We start from the raw sequence: 18,818 nt of genomic DNA on the forward strand, positions 1-18,818 counted from the left end.
GTTCGTTTATTCAGTAAATACTGAAAAGTTTGTATTAAAAGCTTGTAACAACTAGTGTTTGTAGATATACCTATAAATATTCGCGCCGCTTATGTCGGCAAAACACATTTTTAATATTTGGTTAGAAATAGGCAACTATGGGCAAATCGCTAGTAATTGTAGAGTCTCCTGCTAAGGCTAAAACAATTAATAAATATTTAGGTAATGACTTCATCGTAAAGTCCAGTATTGGGCATGTACGAGATTTACCTACTTCAGGTTCGAGCAAAGCTAAAGTGCCGGCAACTAAAACGCCAGCAGAAGTTCGTAAAATGGAACCTGAAGAGAAAGCAGCGTATAAAAAGCAACGAGATTATACAAACTTAGTCGCGCGTATGGGTATTGACCCAAACCAAGGCTGGGATCCGCATTACGAAATACTGCCTGGTAAAGAAAAAGTTGTTCAAGAATTACAAAAGCTGGCTGAAAATGCAGACCAAATATATCTCGCAACGGATTTGGATAGAGAAGGGGAAGCAATTGCTTGGCACCTTCAAGAAATCATTGGTGGTGATCCTGCTAAATATAAGCGCGTAGTTTTTAACGAAATTACTAAAAACGCAATACAGCAAGCGTTTGAAACACCTGGCGAGCTTAATACTGATATGGTTTATGCTCAGCAAACACGTCGCTTTTTAGACCGTGTTGTTGGCTTTATGGTATCACCTTTATTGTGGGCCAAAGTGGCCCGTGGACTTTCTGCAGGACGAGTTCAGTCTGTTGCGGTACGTTTATTAGTAGAGCGTGAGCGCGAAATTAAGGCGTTTATCCCTGAAGAATTTTGGGATATCCATGCTGACGTTAAAAATACTGAGTCTGAATTACGTTTAGAAGTAGCCAAACAAGCAGGAAAGCCTTTTAAGCCTGTAAATGAAGCTCAGGCTAGCGCAGCGGTTAAAAGCCTTGAGAATGCAGAATACAAAGTAATTAGCGTTGAAGAAAAACCAAGTAAAAGTCGCCCAAGTGCGCCATTAATTACTTCAACCATGCAGCAAGCGGCAAGTACGCGTTTAGGTTATGGCGTTAAAAAGACCATGATGCTTGCTCAGCGTTTGTATGAAGGTGGTTATATTACGTATATGCGTACCGATTCAACTAATCTTTCAAAAGATGCCGTTGAAATGTGTCGTGAGTATGTAACAAACGAGTTTGGTGCTAAATACTTACCAAAAGATCCAATTAGCTACAGCTCTAAAGGCAATGCACAAGAGGCGCATGAGGCAATACGTCCTTCAAGCGTTACCGTGTTATCTGGTCATGTTGAAGGTGTAGACGCCGATGCTAAAAAGCTGTACGAGCTAATTTGGCGTCAGTTTGTAGCGTGCCAAATGGTACCTGCTGAATACGATTTAACAACACTAACTGTTGCAGCTAACGACTTCCAGCTTAAAGCGAAAGGCCGTGTGCTACGCTTTGATGGTTGGACAAAAGTACAACCTGCGATACGTAAGAAAAACGAAGAAGATCAATCACTACCGGCTGTTAAAGAAGGTGAAGTCCTTACTTTAATCGAACTCGATCCTAAGCAGCATTTTACTAAACCGCCAGCGCGCTTTAGTGAAGCAAGTTTAGTAAAAGAGCTTGAAAAACGCGGTATTGGTCGTCCATCTACTTATGCGTCAATTATATCAACGATTCAAGATCGTGGTTATGTACGTGTAGAAAACCGCCGTTTCTTCGCTGAAAAAATGGGTGAAATAGTTACCGATCGCTTGGTTGAAAATTTCACTGATTTAATGAACTTTGATTTTACAGCTAAAATGGAAGGCCGTTTAGATGATATCGCTGAAGGCGAGCGTGTATGGACTCAAGTTCTAGATAAGTTTTATGCTGATTTTTCAACGCAATTAACTGTCGCTAAAGACGAGCCAGAGAGCGGTGGCATGCGTCTTAACGAGATGGTTGAAACCGATATTGAATGTCCTACGTGTAGCCGAAAAATGGGTATACGAACGGCATCAACTGGTGTTTTCTTAGGGTGTACTGGTTACAGCCTTCCGCCAAAAGAGCGTTGCACTACAACAATGAACTTGGTGTCGGGTGATGAAGCAGTTGCAGCTGATGTAGAAGATGTAGAAACTGAAAAGTTAATGCAGATGAAACGTTGTCCTATTTGTGAAACTGCAATGGATTCATACCTAATCGACGAAACCCGTAAATTACATGTGTGTGGTAATAACCCCGCATGTAAAGGGCATATTGTTGAAGAAGGCACCTTTAAAATTAAAGGCTATGACGGACCAATTATCGAATGTGATAAATGTGGCTCTGACATGGAACTTAAATCGGGTCGTTTTGGTAAGTATTTTGGCTGTAATAATGACGAGTGTAAAAACACACGTAAACTACTTAAAAGTGGCGAAGCTGCTCCACCAAAAGAAGATCCTGTTCACATTACTGAGTTAGAGTGTGAAAAGTCAGATGCGTATTTCGTATTACGTGATGGCGCCGCTGGTATATTTTTAGCTGCAAATACTTTTCCTAAGTCTCGTGAAACACGTGCACCTAAGGTAGAAGAGTTAAAACGCTTTAGAGACCGTATCTCGCCTAAGTTTTATTACTTAGCAGATGCACCTGCTAAAGATCCTGATGGTAATCTTGCTGTTGTACGCTACAGCCGTAAAAATAAAGCTCAGTATGTTATGACTGAAGTTGACGGTAAAGCTACTGGCTGGACTGCTCATTATGAAGCAGGTAAATGGACAGAAGAAGCGAAGAAAAAGGCAGCACCTAAAAAGAAAGCTGCTGCAAAAAAGGCACCAGCTAAAGCAAAGCCTAAAGCGAAAGCTAAAAAAGAAGATGAATAAGCACGTTATCGCTTATTCATAACTTCTTATAGGTTTTAAAAAACCATAAAAAAACCGGAACGCACAGCTTGTGTCTATTCCGGTTTTTTTGTGCCTAGTTAAATGTTTTCGCAACGGCTTTATTAGCAGTACATTCAACTAAGCGTATTGGAGATACCAATTTTATTAAAAACATGGTCATTATATTGCACTAAATAACCCACTCACTGCGTTAAAAAACATTCATATAAAACAACTATATGTCATGCTATTTCACTTGCTATTGAGCTATTTTCTTAACGCTATAATAGATCACTAATTTAATGCAATTTGTATGATTAAATCTTAACAGAAGATACTTTTTTATAGCCTTCAGATTCAAGCTCATCATTTACGCATTTTAATACGTAGGCATTTAGCTCTTCATTGCTTACGTCATCATCTTTAGCCCAGTTAACACACATTTCTGTGTATTCTTTTACCATTTCGGCTGAAGCTGTTGGCGCATCGTCTGCTACCGCGTAAGTCGCAGATACTGCAAATAGTGGAGCTACGATTAATGCTAGCAATGCTTTTTTCATTCGTTTATTCCTAAAAAAATGGTGTGATGACTGATTTACCCAGTTTAAGATTAGGTTTAAACCAGTAGTGCCCAATCCAGAACAACTCTGTTGGTACACTGATTTTTAAACGAAAACGAAATAAAAGATAACGAAATTTTTTTATCGTGAGGATGAGTAATTTACTTGTCAGGATTTCGCAGCATTGTGTTGCAGTGGTTTATAAGCTAAGGTCGCTTTTTTTAATTAAAAGACAAACCAATGTCATCACACACCCCTAATAAAAAACCACGCCAAGCTAATAAAGTAGAGCATGCATTAGAATCTTTTATTTTTAAAGGGCGTTGGCTACTAGCCCCATTTTTTGTGGGTTTACTATTTGCAGTTGTACTGTTGTTAATAAAGTTTTTTAAGCAGCTTTATTTAATGGGTATTGCGACATTTACAGCAACCAATCAAGAGTTACTTGTCGGTATTCTAACTTTAGTTGATACGGCATTATTAGCGGGGTTATTGCTGATCATTACATTTAGTGGTTACGAGAACTTTGTTTCTAAGCTTAATATTGATAATCACGAAGACAGACCATCTTGGATGGGAAAAGTTGGTTTTTCAGGTCTAAAGATGAAATTAATAAGTGCGATAGTCGCTATTTCGGCTGTTGAGTTATTAAAAGTATTTATAAACTCAGGCGCATATCCAAGTGATGAGCTACTTTGGAAAGTGACTATTCATGTCACGTTTGTAATGTCAGGCGTTTTATTTGCTTTAACTGACTACTTAAACAGTAAAACCCAAAGTCATTAGAAAAATTAAACGCATAAAAGAGCCCAAGTAATTTACTTGGGCTTTTTATGTTTAGAGCTTAGCTGTAATATTAAGTGTAATTATTGATGTCATTAACACTTTGCATAAAAGCAAGCGAAAGGCTCAAGTGTTAGTGTGTCTTGGCTTAATTTTGCGCTGTGGTGGCTAAGCTCATTGTATTCTTTAACGATTGATGTTGGCATATCAATACTTGTTTGTTGAGAGCTTAGATTAAACATGCACAGCATTTTTTGCGGTCCAAGCGTTCTATAAAAAGCAAGCACAGGCTCAGGCGTTTCAATAAACTCAATATCACCCTCAAGTAAAACAGTTTGGCTTTTGCGCCACGCCATAAATTCACGGTAGGCGTTTAAAATTGAGTTGCTATCATTAGTTTGCACAGCGACTGATTGCTGTTTGTGTGCATTATCAACGGGTAGCCAAGGTTTTACATCACTAAAACCGGCATGAGATGAATCAACTTGCTCCCAAGGCATTGGCGTTCTACAGCCATCACGCCCTTTAAAGTTAGGCCAAAATGTAATGCCGTATGGGTCTTGTAAGTCTTCAAAGGCGACAGATGCTTCACCTAAACCTAATTCTTCACCTTGGTACATACACACACTGCCACGAAGGGAAGCAAGTAGGGCGGTTAGCATTTTACATTGCTGAGGGTTTATTTCGCCATTTTCGCTCCAGCGACTTGCTACGCGCTCTACATCATGGTTGCTAAATGCCCAACACGGCCAACCCTCAGTCATACGTTGTTCAAGAGTTTGAACCGTAGTTCTAATATATTCACTTGAATAATCATTTGTTAAGAGCTCAAAGCTATATCCCATGTGCAGCTTATCGCCACCTTGGGTGTATTGCGCCATTGTCGCCAATGAATCTTCTGATGAGATTTCGCCAAGCGATACAGTACCTGGGTATTTATTAAGTAATGTGCGAATGTCTTGCATAAACTCAATATTTTCTGGCTGAGTGTTGTTGTAGTAATGATACTGAAATGCGTATGGGTTATCTTCACTAAAACCACGACCCTGGCGCTTATCTTTTGGTTTAGCTGGGTTATCGCGAAGTTGTGCATCGTGATAACAAAAGTTAATAGCATCTAATCTAAAGCCATCAACACCTTTTTTAAGCCAAAACTCTACGTTATCAAGTACAGCTTGTCTTACGTCAGGATTATGAAAGTTTAAATCGGGTTGTTCGGTTAAAAAGTTATGCAAATAATATTGCCCACGGCGAGGTTCCCACTGCCACGCGCCACCACCAAAAATAGACAGCCAATTATTAGGTGCTGTGCCGTCATCTTTAGCTTCAGCCCAAACATACCAATCTGCTTTATCGTTATTTTGATTTTCGCGGCTATCTGTAAACCATTGGTGTTGATCTGATGTATGGCTTAGTACTTGGTCAATTATAATTTTAATATTGCGATCATGGGCTTGGCTAATAAGTTCATCAAAATCGTTTAAATCACCAAAAAGCGGGTCAATGTCACGGTAGTCACTAATATCGTAGCCAAAGTCTTTCATCGGCGATTTGAAAAAAGGTGAAATCCAAATTGCATCAACGCCTAAGCTTTTAATGTAATCAATACGATTAATAATCCCTTTTAAGTCACCAATACCATCGTTGTTGCTATCTTGAAAGCTACGCGGATAAACTTGATAAATAACCGCACCTTTATACCACTGCTTTTGGGTCATGCTTTTCTCCGTCATTCCACACAGTATTTAGATTATTCTTCATTGTGATTACGATTAATCACGTTATTTTCAAAAAGCATACGTGAAGCCTGTAATTCTGTAAAAAGTCTGCATACGTATGCACTAAAAATAATGCAATAAAATTATTTAAAATAAGCGCTTAGCGCATCTTTAGCGGTGTTCGTTTTGTGTGTTTAATGTTTACCAATTATGTTATTCATTCATTTTTTAGTTAAATTTAACCTAACAGTTTGTACTATAAAGGAAATATACCCTTGGTTTTACTAGAAATGGTCTGACCAATTTAACACTTAGTAAATGTGCAATTATTTAAACGTTATATAACAGCGCTAATTAATTTCATCTTGTTTACATTCAAGTAGGAAGGCTATTAGTTTTCTACAGAATAGATTTAATCTATCATGCCCTTTCAGTGTTTTTTGTTTTGTTTATTTTTAATAAAATCATATGGTTAAAATTATATGCGTGTAATGTATGTTAATGTTAGGCTACATTGAAATTGTTGAATACGTATGCATAAAGTTGTTAATAAAATAAATCTGGCGTTAATATTCATCCTGACAACAAAATTAGCTCGCCTTGTTTAACTATCACTTAAACATTGAACGCGGGTATCACAATATGGGTAACGGGAAAACATTATGTCTATGTTCAAACCAAGTATATTAACTTTAGCATTAACAGCTGCAGGCTTATCAAGCTTTGCTACACAGGCTGCTCAAGAAGATACAATAAAAAAAGATGATGTAGAAGTTATCGAAGTTAAAGGCTTTCGTGGCAGTGTTGTAGAATCAATCAACACAAAACGTTTTTCTACACAGGTTGTAGAATCTATTTCTGCAGAAGATATAGGTAAGCTGCCAGACTCTTCAATTGCTGAATCGATTGCGCGTTTACCCGGTTTAACCGCACAGCGCTTAGACGGCCGAGCAAGTCGTGTCTCTATTCGTGGTTTTGGCGAGAATGAAAGTGGCACAACGTTTAACGGTCGTGAGCAGGTATCGATTGGTGATAACCGTGGTGTAGAGTTTGACCTTTATCCATCAGAAATAATGAGCGGTGTAACCGTTTATAAAACGCCAAATGCAAGTATTGATGCTGAAGGTATTGCCGGTGTTATTAATATGCAAACCGTGCGCCCTTTAAGTAAAGGCGAACGTGTTGTGCAAGTAAATGGGCAGTATGAGCAAACCAGCTTTGGTAAATTAAATCCAGACGGTAATGATGACGGTTACCGAGGCACTATTTCATACATTGACCAGTTTGCTGACGATACAATTGGTGTTGCCTTTGCTTTAAATACAATGAGTTCACCAAATCAAGAAAAACGTTGGAACTCATGGGGCTACCCAGAATTCACTGAAAATGGTAACGATTATTCAATTTTAGGTGGTGCTAAACCTTACGTGCGTTCATCAACGCTTGAGCGTGATTCTGCAATGCTTGTTTTAGAAGCGGCGCCTACTGACAAATTAAACATGACGTTTGATGCGTTATATGTAGATTTTACAGATGAAAAAATTCTACGCGGTATTGAAGTTCCATTTGCATGGGGACAAGGCAGTATTGATGCAAATAGTGTTGTAGTTGATGAAGCATCTGGCTTTATAACAAGTGCAGTAACACAAGGCCAACGTGTAGTAGTTCGAAACGATTATGAAGAACGCGAAGCCGAACTTACAGCTTTTGGTTTTAATACTAAATACGATATTGACGATTCGTGGTCAGTAGAGTTTGATGCAAGTTATTCACAAGTAGACCGTAAAATCTGGAGTGTTGAGAGCTACTCAGGCACTGGCCGTGGCGATGCTCGCGGTGTTGCAGATAACTTGGGTTACACATTTAATGGTGGTAACACTGGGGCTACTTTTTCACATGATTTAGATTATAGCGATTATGGTTTAATACAGTTAGGTGGCCCGCTATCGTGGGGTGCAAGCTCTGCACTTAACGATAAATATGGTTTAACTGGTACTGAGTATGAAAACCAAGCGCAAGATGGTTTTATTAATGCACCGACCATTGAAGATGAGCTATCAACATTAAAAATAGCGGCTTCAAAGGTATTAGAAAACGAGTACATAAGCTCTATTGAATTTGGTATGTCTTACAAAGAACGTGAGAAAACAAAAGATTCAGAAGGTTACTTTATGACGTTATCTAGCTTTTCGCTTGATAACCCAGGCATGCTTAATGTGCCAGAACAGTACCGAAACGGAAGTGTTGATTTAGGCTTTATAGGCATGGGCGATATGATTGCTTATGACGTAAATGGCTTAGTTAACGACGGTTATTACGACTTACTGGCAGAGAGCTTAACAAATACAAGTCATGCGACTAAATCGTGGACTGTAAAAGAAGAAATTACTTCTGCATTTATTCAAGCAAATATTAATGCTGAAGTAAGCGGTCTTGCATTAACGGGTAATGTGGGCGTGCGTTATGTACAAACTGATCAATCATCACAAGGTAATGCATTTAGTACTGTTGATGGTGTGGTTGTTACATCACCTACAAACATAAGTCATGATTACTCGCACGTATTACCTAGCTTAAACCTGTCACTTGCGATTGATGAGCAACAAACGATACGTTTTGGTGTTGCTAAAACAATTTCTCGTGCACGCTTAGACGAAATGAATTCATCAGTTAATGCTTCATATAATCAAACACCTGATGAAAATGGTAACTACTGGTCTGTATCGGGTGGTAACCCAAATTTAGAACCTAAAGAAGCAACCGGCTACGATTTTACTTACGAGAATTACTTTAGCGATGAAGGTTACTTCTCTGCTGCGTTTTTCTATAAAGACTTAACCCAGTGGATTTTTGACGGCACGTACGCAATTGATATGTCAGGCGTAGCTGACCCTTCAACAGGTGAAGTTCCTGCAACATCATCAGGTACAGGCAGCGGTAAAATAAATGGCGGCGGTGGCGATTTATATGGTTACGAGCTTTCACTAGCGTTACCATTTAAAATATTCCACCCATCTCTTGAAGGTTTTGGTTTAATTGCCAGCCATACTGGTATTGAGTCTGATATTGAAGATCAAAACGGTAACGATTACGAGCTACCAGGTCTTTCGGATAAAATTCAAAGCTTAACAGTTTACTACGAAATGCATGGTATGCAATTACGTACCAGTATGCGCAAACGCAGTGCCTTTAAAGGCGATGTATATGGTTTAGGTTTTAACACTGAACAAGTTGATATTTTAGGTGAAACTATTTGGGATGTTCAAGCAGGTTATGACTTCTCTGAGGCCGGTATTGAAAGCCTTGAAGGTTTATCTGTCCAGTTTCAAGTACAAAACTTAACTGAAGAACCGTTTACGTCACTTTCTGGCGATAATGCTCTACAAGTACGTGACTACCAAGATTACGGTCGTACTTACTTGTTAGGCTTTAGTTACAAGCTATAATAAAAGTTGTGTGTAGAAGCCCTTGTGATTTGTTTTACAAGGGCTTTTTTATAGCTAGTTTATCAAACACTGATTAATACCAATTCGCTTAATTAAGTTTATTGAGCGCTGTATTAAAGTGTGGGCAATAATATGAAACCAATAAAACATGTCGTAATTGCAGGCGGTGGTACCGCAGGGTGGATAACAGCAGCACTGCTTAATAAAGTGTTAGGTAAAGTAATTAATATCACACTAATAGAATCATCAGCTATTGGTACGGTAGGAGTGGGTGAAGCAACGATACCGCCCATTATTCAACTTAATAACGCGCTGGGTATAAACGAGCAAGATTTTATTAATGCCACTAATGCTTCAATAAAATTAGGTATAGAGTTCGAAAACTGGAAAACGCCAGGGCATAGCTACATGCATGCGTTTGGCTCGTTAGGTAAAGATTTTCCCTTTTGCGATTTTTATAACTTTTGGTTAAAAGGTCAAATTACGGGCTACGAAGACGACTTATGGGATTTTTCACTCAATTACCAAGCGGCTAAACAGCATAAATTTGCACCCCTCAATACAATTCCTAATACCCAACTACCTGGGCTGAGTTACGCATATCATTTTGATGCGACGCTTTACGCTGAATACTTAAAAAAGTTGGCTATATCGCGCGGTGTTAAACACATAGATGCAAAAATAAGCCATGTTGAACAATGCGATACAGGCAATGTTAAAAGCCTAGCACTGGATAACGACAGTCAAATTAGTGGGGATTTATTTATAGATTGCACCGGGCTGCGTGCACTATTAATTGAACAAACACTAAATACAGGGTTTATTGATTGGTCTCATTACTTACCATGCGATAGTGCAGTAGCCGTACAAACAAAAAGTACTCATGAGCTTAAGCCCTATACGCGATCTATTGCACATAGTGCTGGTTGGCAATGGCAAATACCACTGCAAAATCGTATTGGTAATGGCCTTGTTTATTGCAGTAGATACTTGTCAGATGATGATGCTAAGCAGTTACTGCTAAAAAGCTTACCCGCTGAGCCAATTACAGAGCCCCGTATTATAAAATTCAAAACAGGTCGGCGTTTAAAGCAATGGCATAAAAATGTGGTGTCGGTTGGCCTCTCAAGTGGTTTTTTAGAGCCGCTAGAGTCAACCAGTATTCATTTAATTCAAACTGCGGTTACGCGTTTAATTAAGCTATTTCCACACAACGGTATTAGCGATGCGTTAGTAACGGAGTTTAATAAACAAAGCGTTATTGAATTAGAGCACATACGTGATTTTATTATTTTGCATTATAAACTCACCGAGCGAGAAGACTCCCCGTTTTGGCGTCAATGCATGCAAATGGATATACCAAATTCCCTTACCCATAAACTGAATTTATTTAAACACACAGGCAAAGTAATACGTGAAGATGATGAACTATTCGCCGAAGTTGCTTGGCAGCAAGTCATGATAGGGCAAGGGCTTATCCCTGATGACTATAACAGTATTGTTGATTCACTAAGTGATGACCAACTGAGCGATTTATTCTCTACTTTAAAAACGTTGATCAGCTCAACTGTAACGCAGTTACCAACTCACCAGAATTTTTTAGCCAGCATTAAAAAGGTATAACAATGCGATTTTTAAACACACTTTTACTAGTAAGCGTATGTAGCTTACCAAGCTTTAGTTATGCACTTAATGTAGAGCCTGCCAATTGGTGGGTCGGCATGAATAAAAATAACATTACAGTACTCGTGCATGAGCAAAATATAGCTAACGAAGAATTTAAATTAGATAAGTATAAAGGGGTTGAACTTAATAACGTAACACGTACCGACAACCCTAATTATGCTTTCCTACATTTAAATATTAGCGATAACGCCAAAGCAGGAACGCTCAAGTTTAACAGCACTAATACAGCGCATAGCTTTGAGTTTCCTTTATTTACCCGAGATAAAAATAGCGCGCAACGCCAAGGTTTCACAAGTGCAGATGCTTTATATTTAATTAACCCAGATCGCTTTGTAAATGGCGACTCCACAAATGACACCGTTAAAAGCATGCTAGAAGCTGCAAATCCAGGCTTTAAAGGCGGGCGACATGGAGGGGATATTCAAGGTGTTATTAACGCATTACCGTATTTAAATAATTTAGGTGTAACACAGCTTTGGCTTACTCCAGTGCTTGAAAACAACATGCCAGATTACTCTTATCATGGTTACGCGATTACAGACTTTTACAACGTTGATCCGCGAATGGGATCGAATAACCTATACAAAACGTTATCAATAAAGGCTAAAGAGCAGGGCATTGGGCTTGTTATGGATATGGTGCTTAATCACTTTGGTGCTGAGCACCCGTGGATGAAGGATAAACCAACTCAAGATTGGATTAACTTTAATGGGCAGTTTGAAAATGGCAAAAATGCCACAAGCCATGCGCGCCAAACAATTCAAGATCCACACGCAAGTAACTACGATAAACGCCAGTTTAGCGATGGTTGGTTTGTCGCTAGCATGCCCGATTTAAACCAGCGCCAACCATTATTAAATGAGTATTTAATTCAAAATGCAATTTGGTGGATTGAATACGCAGATTTAAGCGGTATTCGTGTAGATACCTATTCTTATTCAGACAAAGCATTTTTAAGTGATTGGACCAAGGCCATTATGGATGAATACCCACACTTTAATATTGTTGGCGAAGAGTGGACTTCAAACCCTGCAATAGCGTCGTATTGGCAGCGCGGTAAAGTAAATCAAGATGGGTATGTGTCAAGCTTACCCAGTGTGATGGACTTTTCGTTGCAAGAGGCGGTAATTCGAGCTTTAAATGAAGACGAGGGTTGGAGCACAGGCTGGGTTAAAGTATATCAGTCATTAGCTAACGATTTTTTATACCCAGACACCAATAACATTATGGTGTTTGCTGATAACCACGATATGAGCCGTGTATATACGGAGCTTGGGCAAGACTTAGCTAAAACTAAAATGGCGATGACTTTGTTTTTAACAACGCGCGGCATTGCTCAAATATATTATGGAACCGAAATATTATTGGATAATACGCCGAGTAAAGATCATGGTGATATACGCATTGATTTTCCTGGTGGGTTCAAAAATCAAAACGCTAATGCGTTTACTGGAGTCGGGTTAAGTAAAGATCAGCGCGATATGCACGAAACTATAAGCACGCTACTTAACTTTAGAAAGCAAAGCCCGGCGCTTGCAAAGGGTAAGCTCGTTCATTTCAGTCCGAACAATGGTGTTTATAGTTATGCTCGCGTTAGTGATACGCAAACAGTATTAGTTTTTATGAATAAAAACAAAGTAACACAAAAGCATAATCTTGATTACATGCAAGAAGTTATACCAAAAAATGCCAATGCGCAGGCATTATTCACACAACACACTTTTAAACTAACTAACAGTATTAACTTAGAGCCAATGACTGCTACGGTATTAGTGATTAATACGCCGTGAATGTTTAAGTGAATACGTATGCAGCAACTGTATGCTTGCTGCAGATATCTTTAGTATAAAGCTATAACACTACTGACAAAAAGACACACAATGAAAAAATCAGTTTATGTACCCGCATTACTGTGTAGCGCACTTATAACAAGTGCGTGCTCAGACAATAATGAAACCGAACAACAGCAAGCCCCTAAACAGGCACAAAATGAGTTAACAAAGCCTGTTGTATACCAAGTATTTACACGCTTATTTGGTAACACACAGACCGCGAATGTGCCCTGGGGTACAAAAGAGCAAAATGGCGTAGGTAAATTTGCCGACTTTAACGATGCTGCACTTAAAGGTATTAAAGAATTGGGTACGACCCATGTTTGGTATACCGGTGTTTTACATCATGCGCTAGTGGGCGATTATACCGAGTATGGGATTACGCAAGACGACCCTGATGTAGTTAAAGGCCGTGCAGGTTCACCTTATGCAATAAAAGATTACTACGACGTAAACCCAGATTTAGCCATAAATGTGACCAATAGAATGGGTGAGTTTAGTGATCTGATTGAGCGTACTCATGAGCATGGCATGAAAGTGGTTATAGATATTGTACCTAACCATGTGGCTCGTAATTATAAATCAGTAGCAAAACCCAAAGGAATAAAAGACTTTGGTGAACAAGACGACACCAGCAAAGAGTACGATAAAAATAATAACTTTTATTATGTCCCGGGTCAGTCTTTTCAGGTTCCAACATCACAAAGCTATACAGTTTTAGGGGGTAATACTCACCCTTTAGCTGACGGTTTTTTTGATGAAACGCCAGCAAAATGGACGGGGAATGGTGCGCGTGCACCCAAGCCAGATATTAACGATTGGTACGAAACCGTAAGAGTGAATTATGGCGTTAAGCCTGATGGCAGCTATGACTTTCCTGTATTACCTAAAGAGCTAGAAAACCAAGATTATCGCGCCCATTATGCGTTTTGGCAAAATAAGGAACTGCCTAATAGCTGGTATAAATTTAGAGATATCACTCTTTACTGGCTTGATAAAGGCGTTGATGGTTTTAGGTACGATATGGCCGAAATGGTGCCGGTTGAATTTTGGAGCTTTTTAAATTCATCAATAAAAATGCAAAAGCCCGATGCGTTTTTATTGGCTGAAGTTTACAACCCACAAATGTACAGAGCGTATATTCAGCAAGGAAAAATGGATTACTTGTATGACAAAGTCGGCTTTTACGACACATTAAAAGCCATTATGCAGGGTAAGCAAGCTGCTAATACTATTTTTGCAGCCCAAAGCCAAGTGGCTGATATTGAAGCGCACATGCTGCACTTTTTAGAAAATCACGACGAACAACGCATTGCTAGCCCTGATTTTGCAGGTGATGCACGCTGGGGGAAACCAGCAATGGTAGTTTCTAGCTTAATGAGTCGGGCACCTACTTTATTATATTTTGCCCAAGATGTGGGGGAGGACGGATCTGAAAACGCAGGTTTTGGTACATCTACCCGCACCAGTATTTTTGACTACATTGGTGTACCAGCGCATCAAGCATGGATGAACAACGGCAAATTCGACGGGGCTAACTTATCGAGCGAGCAAGCATCACTTCGTGATTATTATAAAGCAATAATGGCTCTTAATAGTTTGCCCGCTGTTGTAGGTGGAACCATGTCAGAGCTTTCACTTAGCAATAGCGAACGCGTTGTTGGTTTTGTACGCACGCTGGGACAGCAATCTGTTTATGTTTTTAGTAATTTTAGTGAGGAGCCACAAACGGTATTAATTAATTTAACACCAGAGCAAGCAAATACCTTTGAGCGAAATAGACCGCTACACGACTTACTTGAACAAAACACGGTAAAGATCATCACTGACAAAGAAGTTACAAAGCTTATGCTTTCGCTAGATGCATTTAGTAGCGCAGTTTTAACTAATAAGGCTAATCATGAATAATCAAAATAATAATTATGACAGCAACAAACCAAATCTAAGTTTTTGGCAAATATGGAATATGTGCTTTGGCTTTTTAGGTATTCAATTTGGTTTTGCACTACAAAACGGCAATGTGAGCCGTATTTTTCAAACTCTAGGCGCACAAGTTGATGATATTCCTATTTTATGGGTTGCAGCACCGCTAACGGGCTTAATAGTGCAACCAATAATTGGTTATTGGAGTGATAAGACATGGGGGCGTTTTGGTCGTCGTCGTCCATTCTTTTTCATAGGGGCGGTACTTACTACTATCTCACTCTTTATCATGCCGCATTCACCAACCCTTTGGATTGCTGCAGGTATGTTATGGATTATGGATGCCTCAATCAATGTCACTATGGAACCTTTTAGAGCACTTGTAGGCGATAACCTGCCAGAAAAACAACGCGCTACGGGCTATGGCTTGCAAAGCTTTTTTATTGGTATTGGTGCAGTATTAGCCTCAGCGCTACCATGGATGATGACCAATTGGTTTGATGTTAGTAACACCGCTGCGCCAGGGCAAATCCCTGAATCTGTTAAATATTCATTTTATTGGGGTGGGGTCGTATTGCTAGTCGCAGTTCTTTGGACAGTTATGCGAACCAAAGAATATAGCCCTGAGCAATTAGCTGCTTTTGAAAACCACACTGCCAAACCGACTAACACCGCATTAGTAGATATCAACTTCAATAAAGGTGCCATTATTTTTGTGGTGCTAGGTTTAGCAACCCTTGCATTAGTAATGGGTTTATCGCTTGAAAAAGAGTTATACCTACTTGCTGGTGGCTTACTAGCGTTTGGTATTGTGCAGTGGATAGCAAGCGCATTAAAGGCTGCTAACAAAATACAAGGCGGTTTTTACCAAGTAGTACAAGATGTATTTACCATGCCAGAGGCAATGAAGCAGCTTGCTTGGGTGCAGTTTTTTAGCTGGTTTACGTTGTTTGCTATGTGGATATACACCACAGCCGCAGTAACAAGCTTTCATTACGGCAGCAGTGATGCAACAAGTAAAGCCTTTAACGATGGGGCTGATTGGGTCGGTATTTTATTTGCAGCTTACAATGGCTTTGCGGCTATTGCCGCTATGTGTATTCCATTCTTAGTTAAAAAGATGGGCTTAAAAGGCGCACATTGCTTTAACTTATTACTAGGCGCATTGGGCCTTGCGAGCTTTATGTTTATAACAGATCCAAAAATGCTTCTTATCCCAATGATAGGCGTTGGCTTTGCATGGGCTTCTATTTTATCGCTTCCTTATGCAATGTTAAGTAATGCACTACCGAGTAATAAAATGGGTGTGTATATGGGTATTTTTAACTTCTTTATTGTTATACCGCAATTGCTTGCTGCTAGTATTTTAGGGCTTATTTTACGCCACGTATTTTCTAACCAGCCTATTTACGCATTATTAATTGGTGCTGCATCATTCGTTGTTGCTGCGATTGCTGTAATGCGCGTTAAAAATTCAAACTAAGGGTCACACAATGAAAAAATATAACCTTATTACTACCGCTCTTTTAACTTTGGGCTTAACAGCCTGTGGTGCACAAAATACGAATAACGAAAATATTGACGCTACAGTTTCAGCAGCTCCTGGCGCACCAGGTGTTGAACCATTTTGGGCTTACGCGGGTAAAACCGGAATTGGTACTTCTTTTGAGCAATACCAAAACGGCCAATATAATAACAACGCTGCGACAGGTGAAGTATCAAAAGTATGGTTTTCAATTGCTAAAGGTATGATCACCGAAACTATGTTTGGACTCATTCACCAAGCTCAAATTAAAGATATGCAGTTTGTAGTAACCGGTAAAGATTTTACAGTCACTGAAGCTGACGACTTAGACGTTTCAATTGATTACTTACATAAAGACGATAAAGGCAGACCACTATCGCTTGCTTACAAAGTAACTAGTACAGATAAGAAAGGGCGTTTTACCTTCGAAAAACACATATTCACCGACCCTGACGGACAAACATTGTTTGTACGCAGTATCTTTAATACATCACTTAAAGGCGTGAAAGCGTATGTTGCTGTTAACCCTTATATAAACAATAACGGCTTAGGTGATTTTGCAAAAACCACTGAGCAAGGCTTAGTAGCATGGGAAGATGATAATTTTTTAACGTTGCAATCATCTACGCCATTCAAAATGCAAAGTGCAGGCTTTACAGGTGTGAGCGATGGCATCACCTCACTTAAAAAACAACACACACTAAGCAAACAATATTCAAACACTGGCGATAAGGCCGGTAACGTCACTCTGCTGGCAGAGCTTGGTAATATCGATAGTAATACCACATTTGATTTAGCACTAAGCTTTGGTAAAACGCAGCAGCAAAGCCAGCAACAAGGTGCACAGAGCTTATCTAAAGGTTATCAAAATGTGCTTGATGCCTACAACGGTAAAGGTGAAGCGCTAGGCTGGGAAGATTATTTACAAAGCCTTGAGCCATTAAATACAATGGTTAAGCAAACAGCCGATGACGGTAAGCTACTTTACACCAGTGCAATGGTACTAAAAGCGCAAGAAGACAAAACTAATGCGGGTGCGCTCATTGCCTCACTTTCTAATCCTTGGGGTGAAACTGTTTCAGCCAAAGAGGGTTCGACTGGTTACAAAGCGGTATGGGTTCGTGATTTTTATCAAGTAGCTATGGCATTTATGGCCTTAGGCGATACAGCGACTGCAAAAACGGCCTTCGAATACCTTGAAAAAGTACAAGTTACTAGCAAAACCCCGGGTAACAATGGTGATACAGGATGGTTTTTACAAAAAACACATGTTGACGGTGAACTTGAATGGGTAGGGGTACAGCTAGATCAAACGGCTATGCCAATTATGCTCGCGTGGAAGTTACATCAAGCAAACGTACTAAGTGATAACGAACTTAAAGATTGGTACGCACGCATGCTAAAACCGGCAGCTGACTTTTTAGTTGATGGCGGAAGAGCTAAAATTTTATGGAATGACATGCAAATCACTCCACCTGCTACACAGCAAGAGCGCTGGGAAGAGCAAAGTGGTTATTCTCCCTCTACAACGGCTGCCGTTGTTGCTGGCCTTATAACAGCCAGTGACATAGCAATACTGAGTGGTGATACTCAAAATGCAGATCGTTATTTAGCAACGGCTAAAAAGTACAACAGTGATATAGAATCGCAAATGTTTACCACCGAAGGTAATTTAAAAGGTGATAGCACCGATGGCGAGTATTTTATTCGTATAGGTCAAGACACCGACGCTAACTCTAATACTAAAATTAACGCCAACAATGGCCGTGAAGGTTTTAACAAAAAGCAGATTTTAGATGGTGGTTTTTTAGAATTAGTCCGCTATGGAGTAAGAAGTGCCAACGATTCAAGTATAGTTAAAACCCTACCTGAGTATGACGACGAAACGCTTGAAGATAACTTACAAGTTAAATACAGCTTTAACTTTACCGATGGTAGCGGCACATTTGCAGGCTATCGCCGTTATGGCAACGACGGTTACGGCGAAGATGAAACCACAGGTACTAATTATGCCGAAAGCGGGAGCAACACGCCAGGCCAACGTGGTCGTGTATGGCCATTTTTTACAGGCGAACGCGGACACTATGAAATAGCGGCTGCAAACGCAAATAATACGCTAGATGATGCAAAACAAGCGGACATTAAAAATAGTTACGTAAAAGGTTTAGAGCAGTTTGCTAATAGCGGCATGATGCTACCTGAGCAAGTATGGGATGGCGTGGGTGTAAATAAAGCAGGTTATGCGTTAGGTGAGGGCACAAACTCAGCAACACCTCTAGCTTGGACACACGCAGAATACATTAAGCTTGTACGCTCACTCAGTGATAAACAAGTTTGGGATGATTACCCTGTGGTTGCCGAATCGCTTAAAGACTAATATAAAATATGCTGTAGCTATTAAAAAAGGCTTCTAAATAAATTTAGAAGCCTTTTTGTTATGTACTCACTTAATATTAAAACAAAAAAATGCTCTTCAAATAAAATGAATGTCACTTTTTA

10 protein-coding genes are annotated in these 18,818 nt (G+C 39.6%); 8 read left to right on the top strand and 2 right to left on the bottom strand.

All coding sequences use genetic code 11. From position 1 onward, the window contains the following. Window positions 1-137: 137 nt before the first annotated feature. Window positions 138-2,846 carry a type I DNA topoisomerase gene (topA, locus tag CXF76_RS20255; RefSeq protein ID WP_101164480.1) on the top strand — a complete coding sequence of 903 codons (2,709 nt, stop codon included), beginning with the start codon at window positions 138-140 and terminating at the stop codon, window positions 2,844-2,846. Window positions 2,847-3,163: 317 nt separating this feature from the next. Here topA and CXF76_RS20260 read toward each other — a convergent pair whose 3' ends face one another. After that, window positions 3,164-3,406, bottom strand: coding sequence for a hypothetical protein (locus CXF76_RS20260; RefSeq protein WP_007582596.1), 243 nt, complete (start codon window positions 3,404-3,406; stop codon window positions 3,164-3,166). Window positions 3,407-3,646: 240 nt separating this feature from the next. On the opposite strand from CXF76_RS20260, the gene CXF76_RS20265 reads away from it, so the two are divergent. After that, entirely contained in the window at window positions 3,647-4,192 is a 546-nt protein-coding gene (locus CXF76_RS20265) for a TIGR00645 family protein (protein WP_007582598.1), read from the top strand. Window positions 4,193-4,284: 92 nt separating this feature from the next. On the opposite strand, the gene CXF76_RS20270 is transcribed toward CXF76_RS20265, so the two are convergent. Next, on the bottom strand, window positions 4,285-5,907 hold the full coding sequence (locus tag CXF76_RS20270) for an alpha-glucosidase family protein (protein ID WP_024590098.1): 1,623 nt from the start codon (window positions 5,905-5,907) through the stop codon (window positions 4,285-4,287). Between the two features lie 662 nt (window positions 5,908-6,569). Here CXF76_RS20270 and CXF76_RS20275 point away from each other — a divergent pair. The 6 genes from CXF76_RS20275 to CXF76_RS20300 all read left to right on the top strand — a co-directional run bounded on the left by CXF76_RS20275 (window position 6,570) and on the right by CXF76_RS20300 (window position 18,696). Beyond that, window positions 6,570-9,353 carry a TonB-dependent receptor gene (locus CXF76_RS20275; RefSeq protein WP_024590099.1) on the top strand — a complete coding sequence of 928 codons (2,784 nt, stop codon included), beginning with the start codon at window positions 6,570-6,572 and terminating at the stop codon, window positions 9,351-9,353. 132 nt (window positions 9,354-9,485) lie between these two features. Beyond that, entirely contained in the window at window positions 9,486-10,976 is a 1,491-nt protein-coding gene (locus tag CXF76_RS20280; RefSeq protein ID WP_024590100.1) for a tryptophan halogenase family protein, read from the top strand. A 2-nt stretch (window positions 10,977-10,978) separates the two neighbouring features. Then, complete coding sequence (locus CXF76_RS20285; protein WP_024590101.1) at window positions 10,979-12,829, top strand: glycoside hydrolase family 13 protein; 1,851 nt, start codon at window positions 10,979-10,981, stop codon at window positions 12,827-12,829. A gap of 90 nt (window positions 12,830-12,919) precedes the next feature. Beyond that, complete coding sequence (locus CXF76_RS20290; protein ID WP_024590102.1) at window positions 12,920-14,779, top strand: alpha-amylase family glycosyl hydrolase; 1,860 nt, start codon at window positions 12,920-12,922, stop codon at window positions 14,777-14,779. Further along, window positions 14,772-16,277, top strand: coding sequence for an MFS transporter (locus CXF76_RS20295; protein WP_010555040.1), 1,506 nt, complete (start codon window positions 14,772-14,774; stop codon window positions 16,275-16,277). Before CXF76_RS20290 ends, CXF76_RS20295 begins: the two co-directional genes overlap by 8 nt. 10 nt (window positions 16,278-16,287) lie before the next feature. Beyond that, window positions 16,288-18,696 carry a glucan 1,4-alpha-glucosidase gene (locus CXF76_RS20300; protein WP_101164481.1) on the top strand — a complete coding sequence of 803 codons (2,409 nt, stop codon included), beginning with the start codon at window positions 16,288-16,290 and terminating at the stop codon, window positions 18,694-18,696. The last annotated feature ends 122 nt before the right edge of the window (window positions 18,697-18,818 follow it).

This window comes from Pseudoalteromonas sp. 78C3 (genome assembly GCF_002836695.1).
In the GTDB taxonomy this organism is placed as follows: Bacteria; Pseudomonadota; Gammaproteobacteria; order Enterobacterales; family Alteromonadaceae; genus Pseudoalteromonas; species Pseudoalteromonas arctica.

What these genes read in the sequence shown, in the direction of transcription:
- CXF76_RS20300 (WP_101164481.1), top strand. Translation starts at nt 16,288, where the DNA reads ATGAAAAAATATAACCTTATTACTACCGCTCTTTTAACTTTGGGCTTA.
- CXF76_RS20280 (WP_024590100.1), top strand. Translation starts at nt 9,486, where the DNA reads ATGAAACCAATAAAACATGTCGTAATTGCAGGCGGTGGTACCGCAGGG.
- topA (WP_101164480.1), top strand. Translation starts at nt 138, where the DNA reads ATGGGCAAATCGCTAGTAATTGTAGAGTCTCCTGCTAAGGCTAAAACA.
- CXF76_RS20285 (WP_024590101.1), top strand. Translation starts at nt 10,979, where the DNA reads ATGCGATTTTTAAACACACTTTTACTAGTAAGCGTATGTAGCTTACCA.
- CXF76_RS20265 (WP_007582598.1), top strand. Translation starts at nt 3,647, where the DNA reads ATGTCATCACACACCCCTAATAAAAAACCACGCCAAGCTAATAAAGTA.
- CXF76_RS20295 (WP_010555040.1), top strand. Translation starts at nt 14,772, where the DNA reads ATGAATAATCAAAATAATAATTATGACAGCAACAAACCAAATCTAAGT.
- CXF76_RS20275 (WP_024590099.1), top strand. Translation starts at nt 6,570, where the DNA reads ATGTCTATGTTCAAACCAAGTATATTAACTTTAGCATTAACAGCTGCA.
- CXF76_RS20270 (WP_024590098.1), bottom strand. Translation starts at nt 5,907, where the DNA reads ATGACCCAAAAGCAGTGGTATAAAGGTGCGGTTATTTATCAAGTTTAT.
- CXF76_RS20290 (WP_024590102.1), top strand. Translation starts at nt 12,920, where the DNA reads ATGAAAAAATCAGTTTATGTACCCGCATTACTGTGTAGCGCACTTATA.
- CXF76_RS20260 (WP_007582596.1), bottom strand. Translation starts at nt 3,406, where the DNA reads ATGAAAAAAGCATTGCTAGCATTAATCGTAGCTCCACTATTTGCAGTA.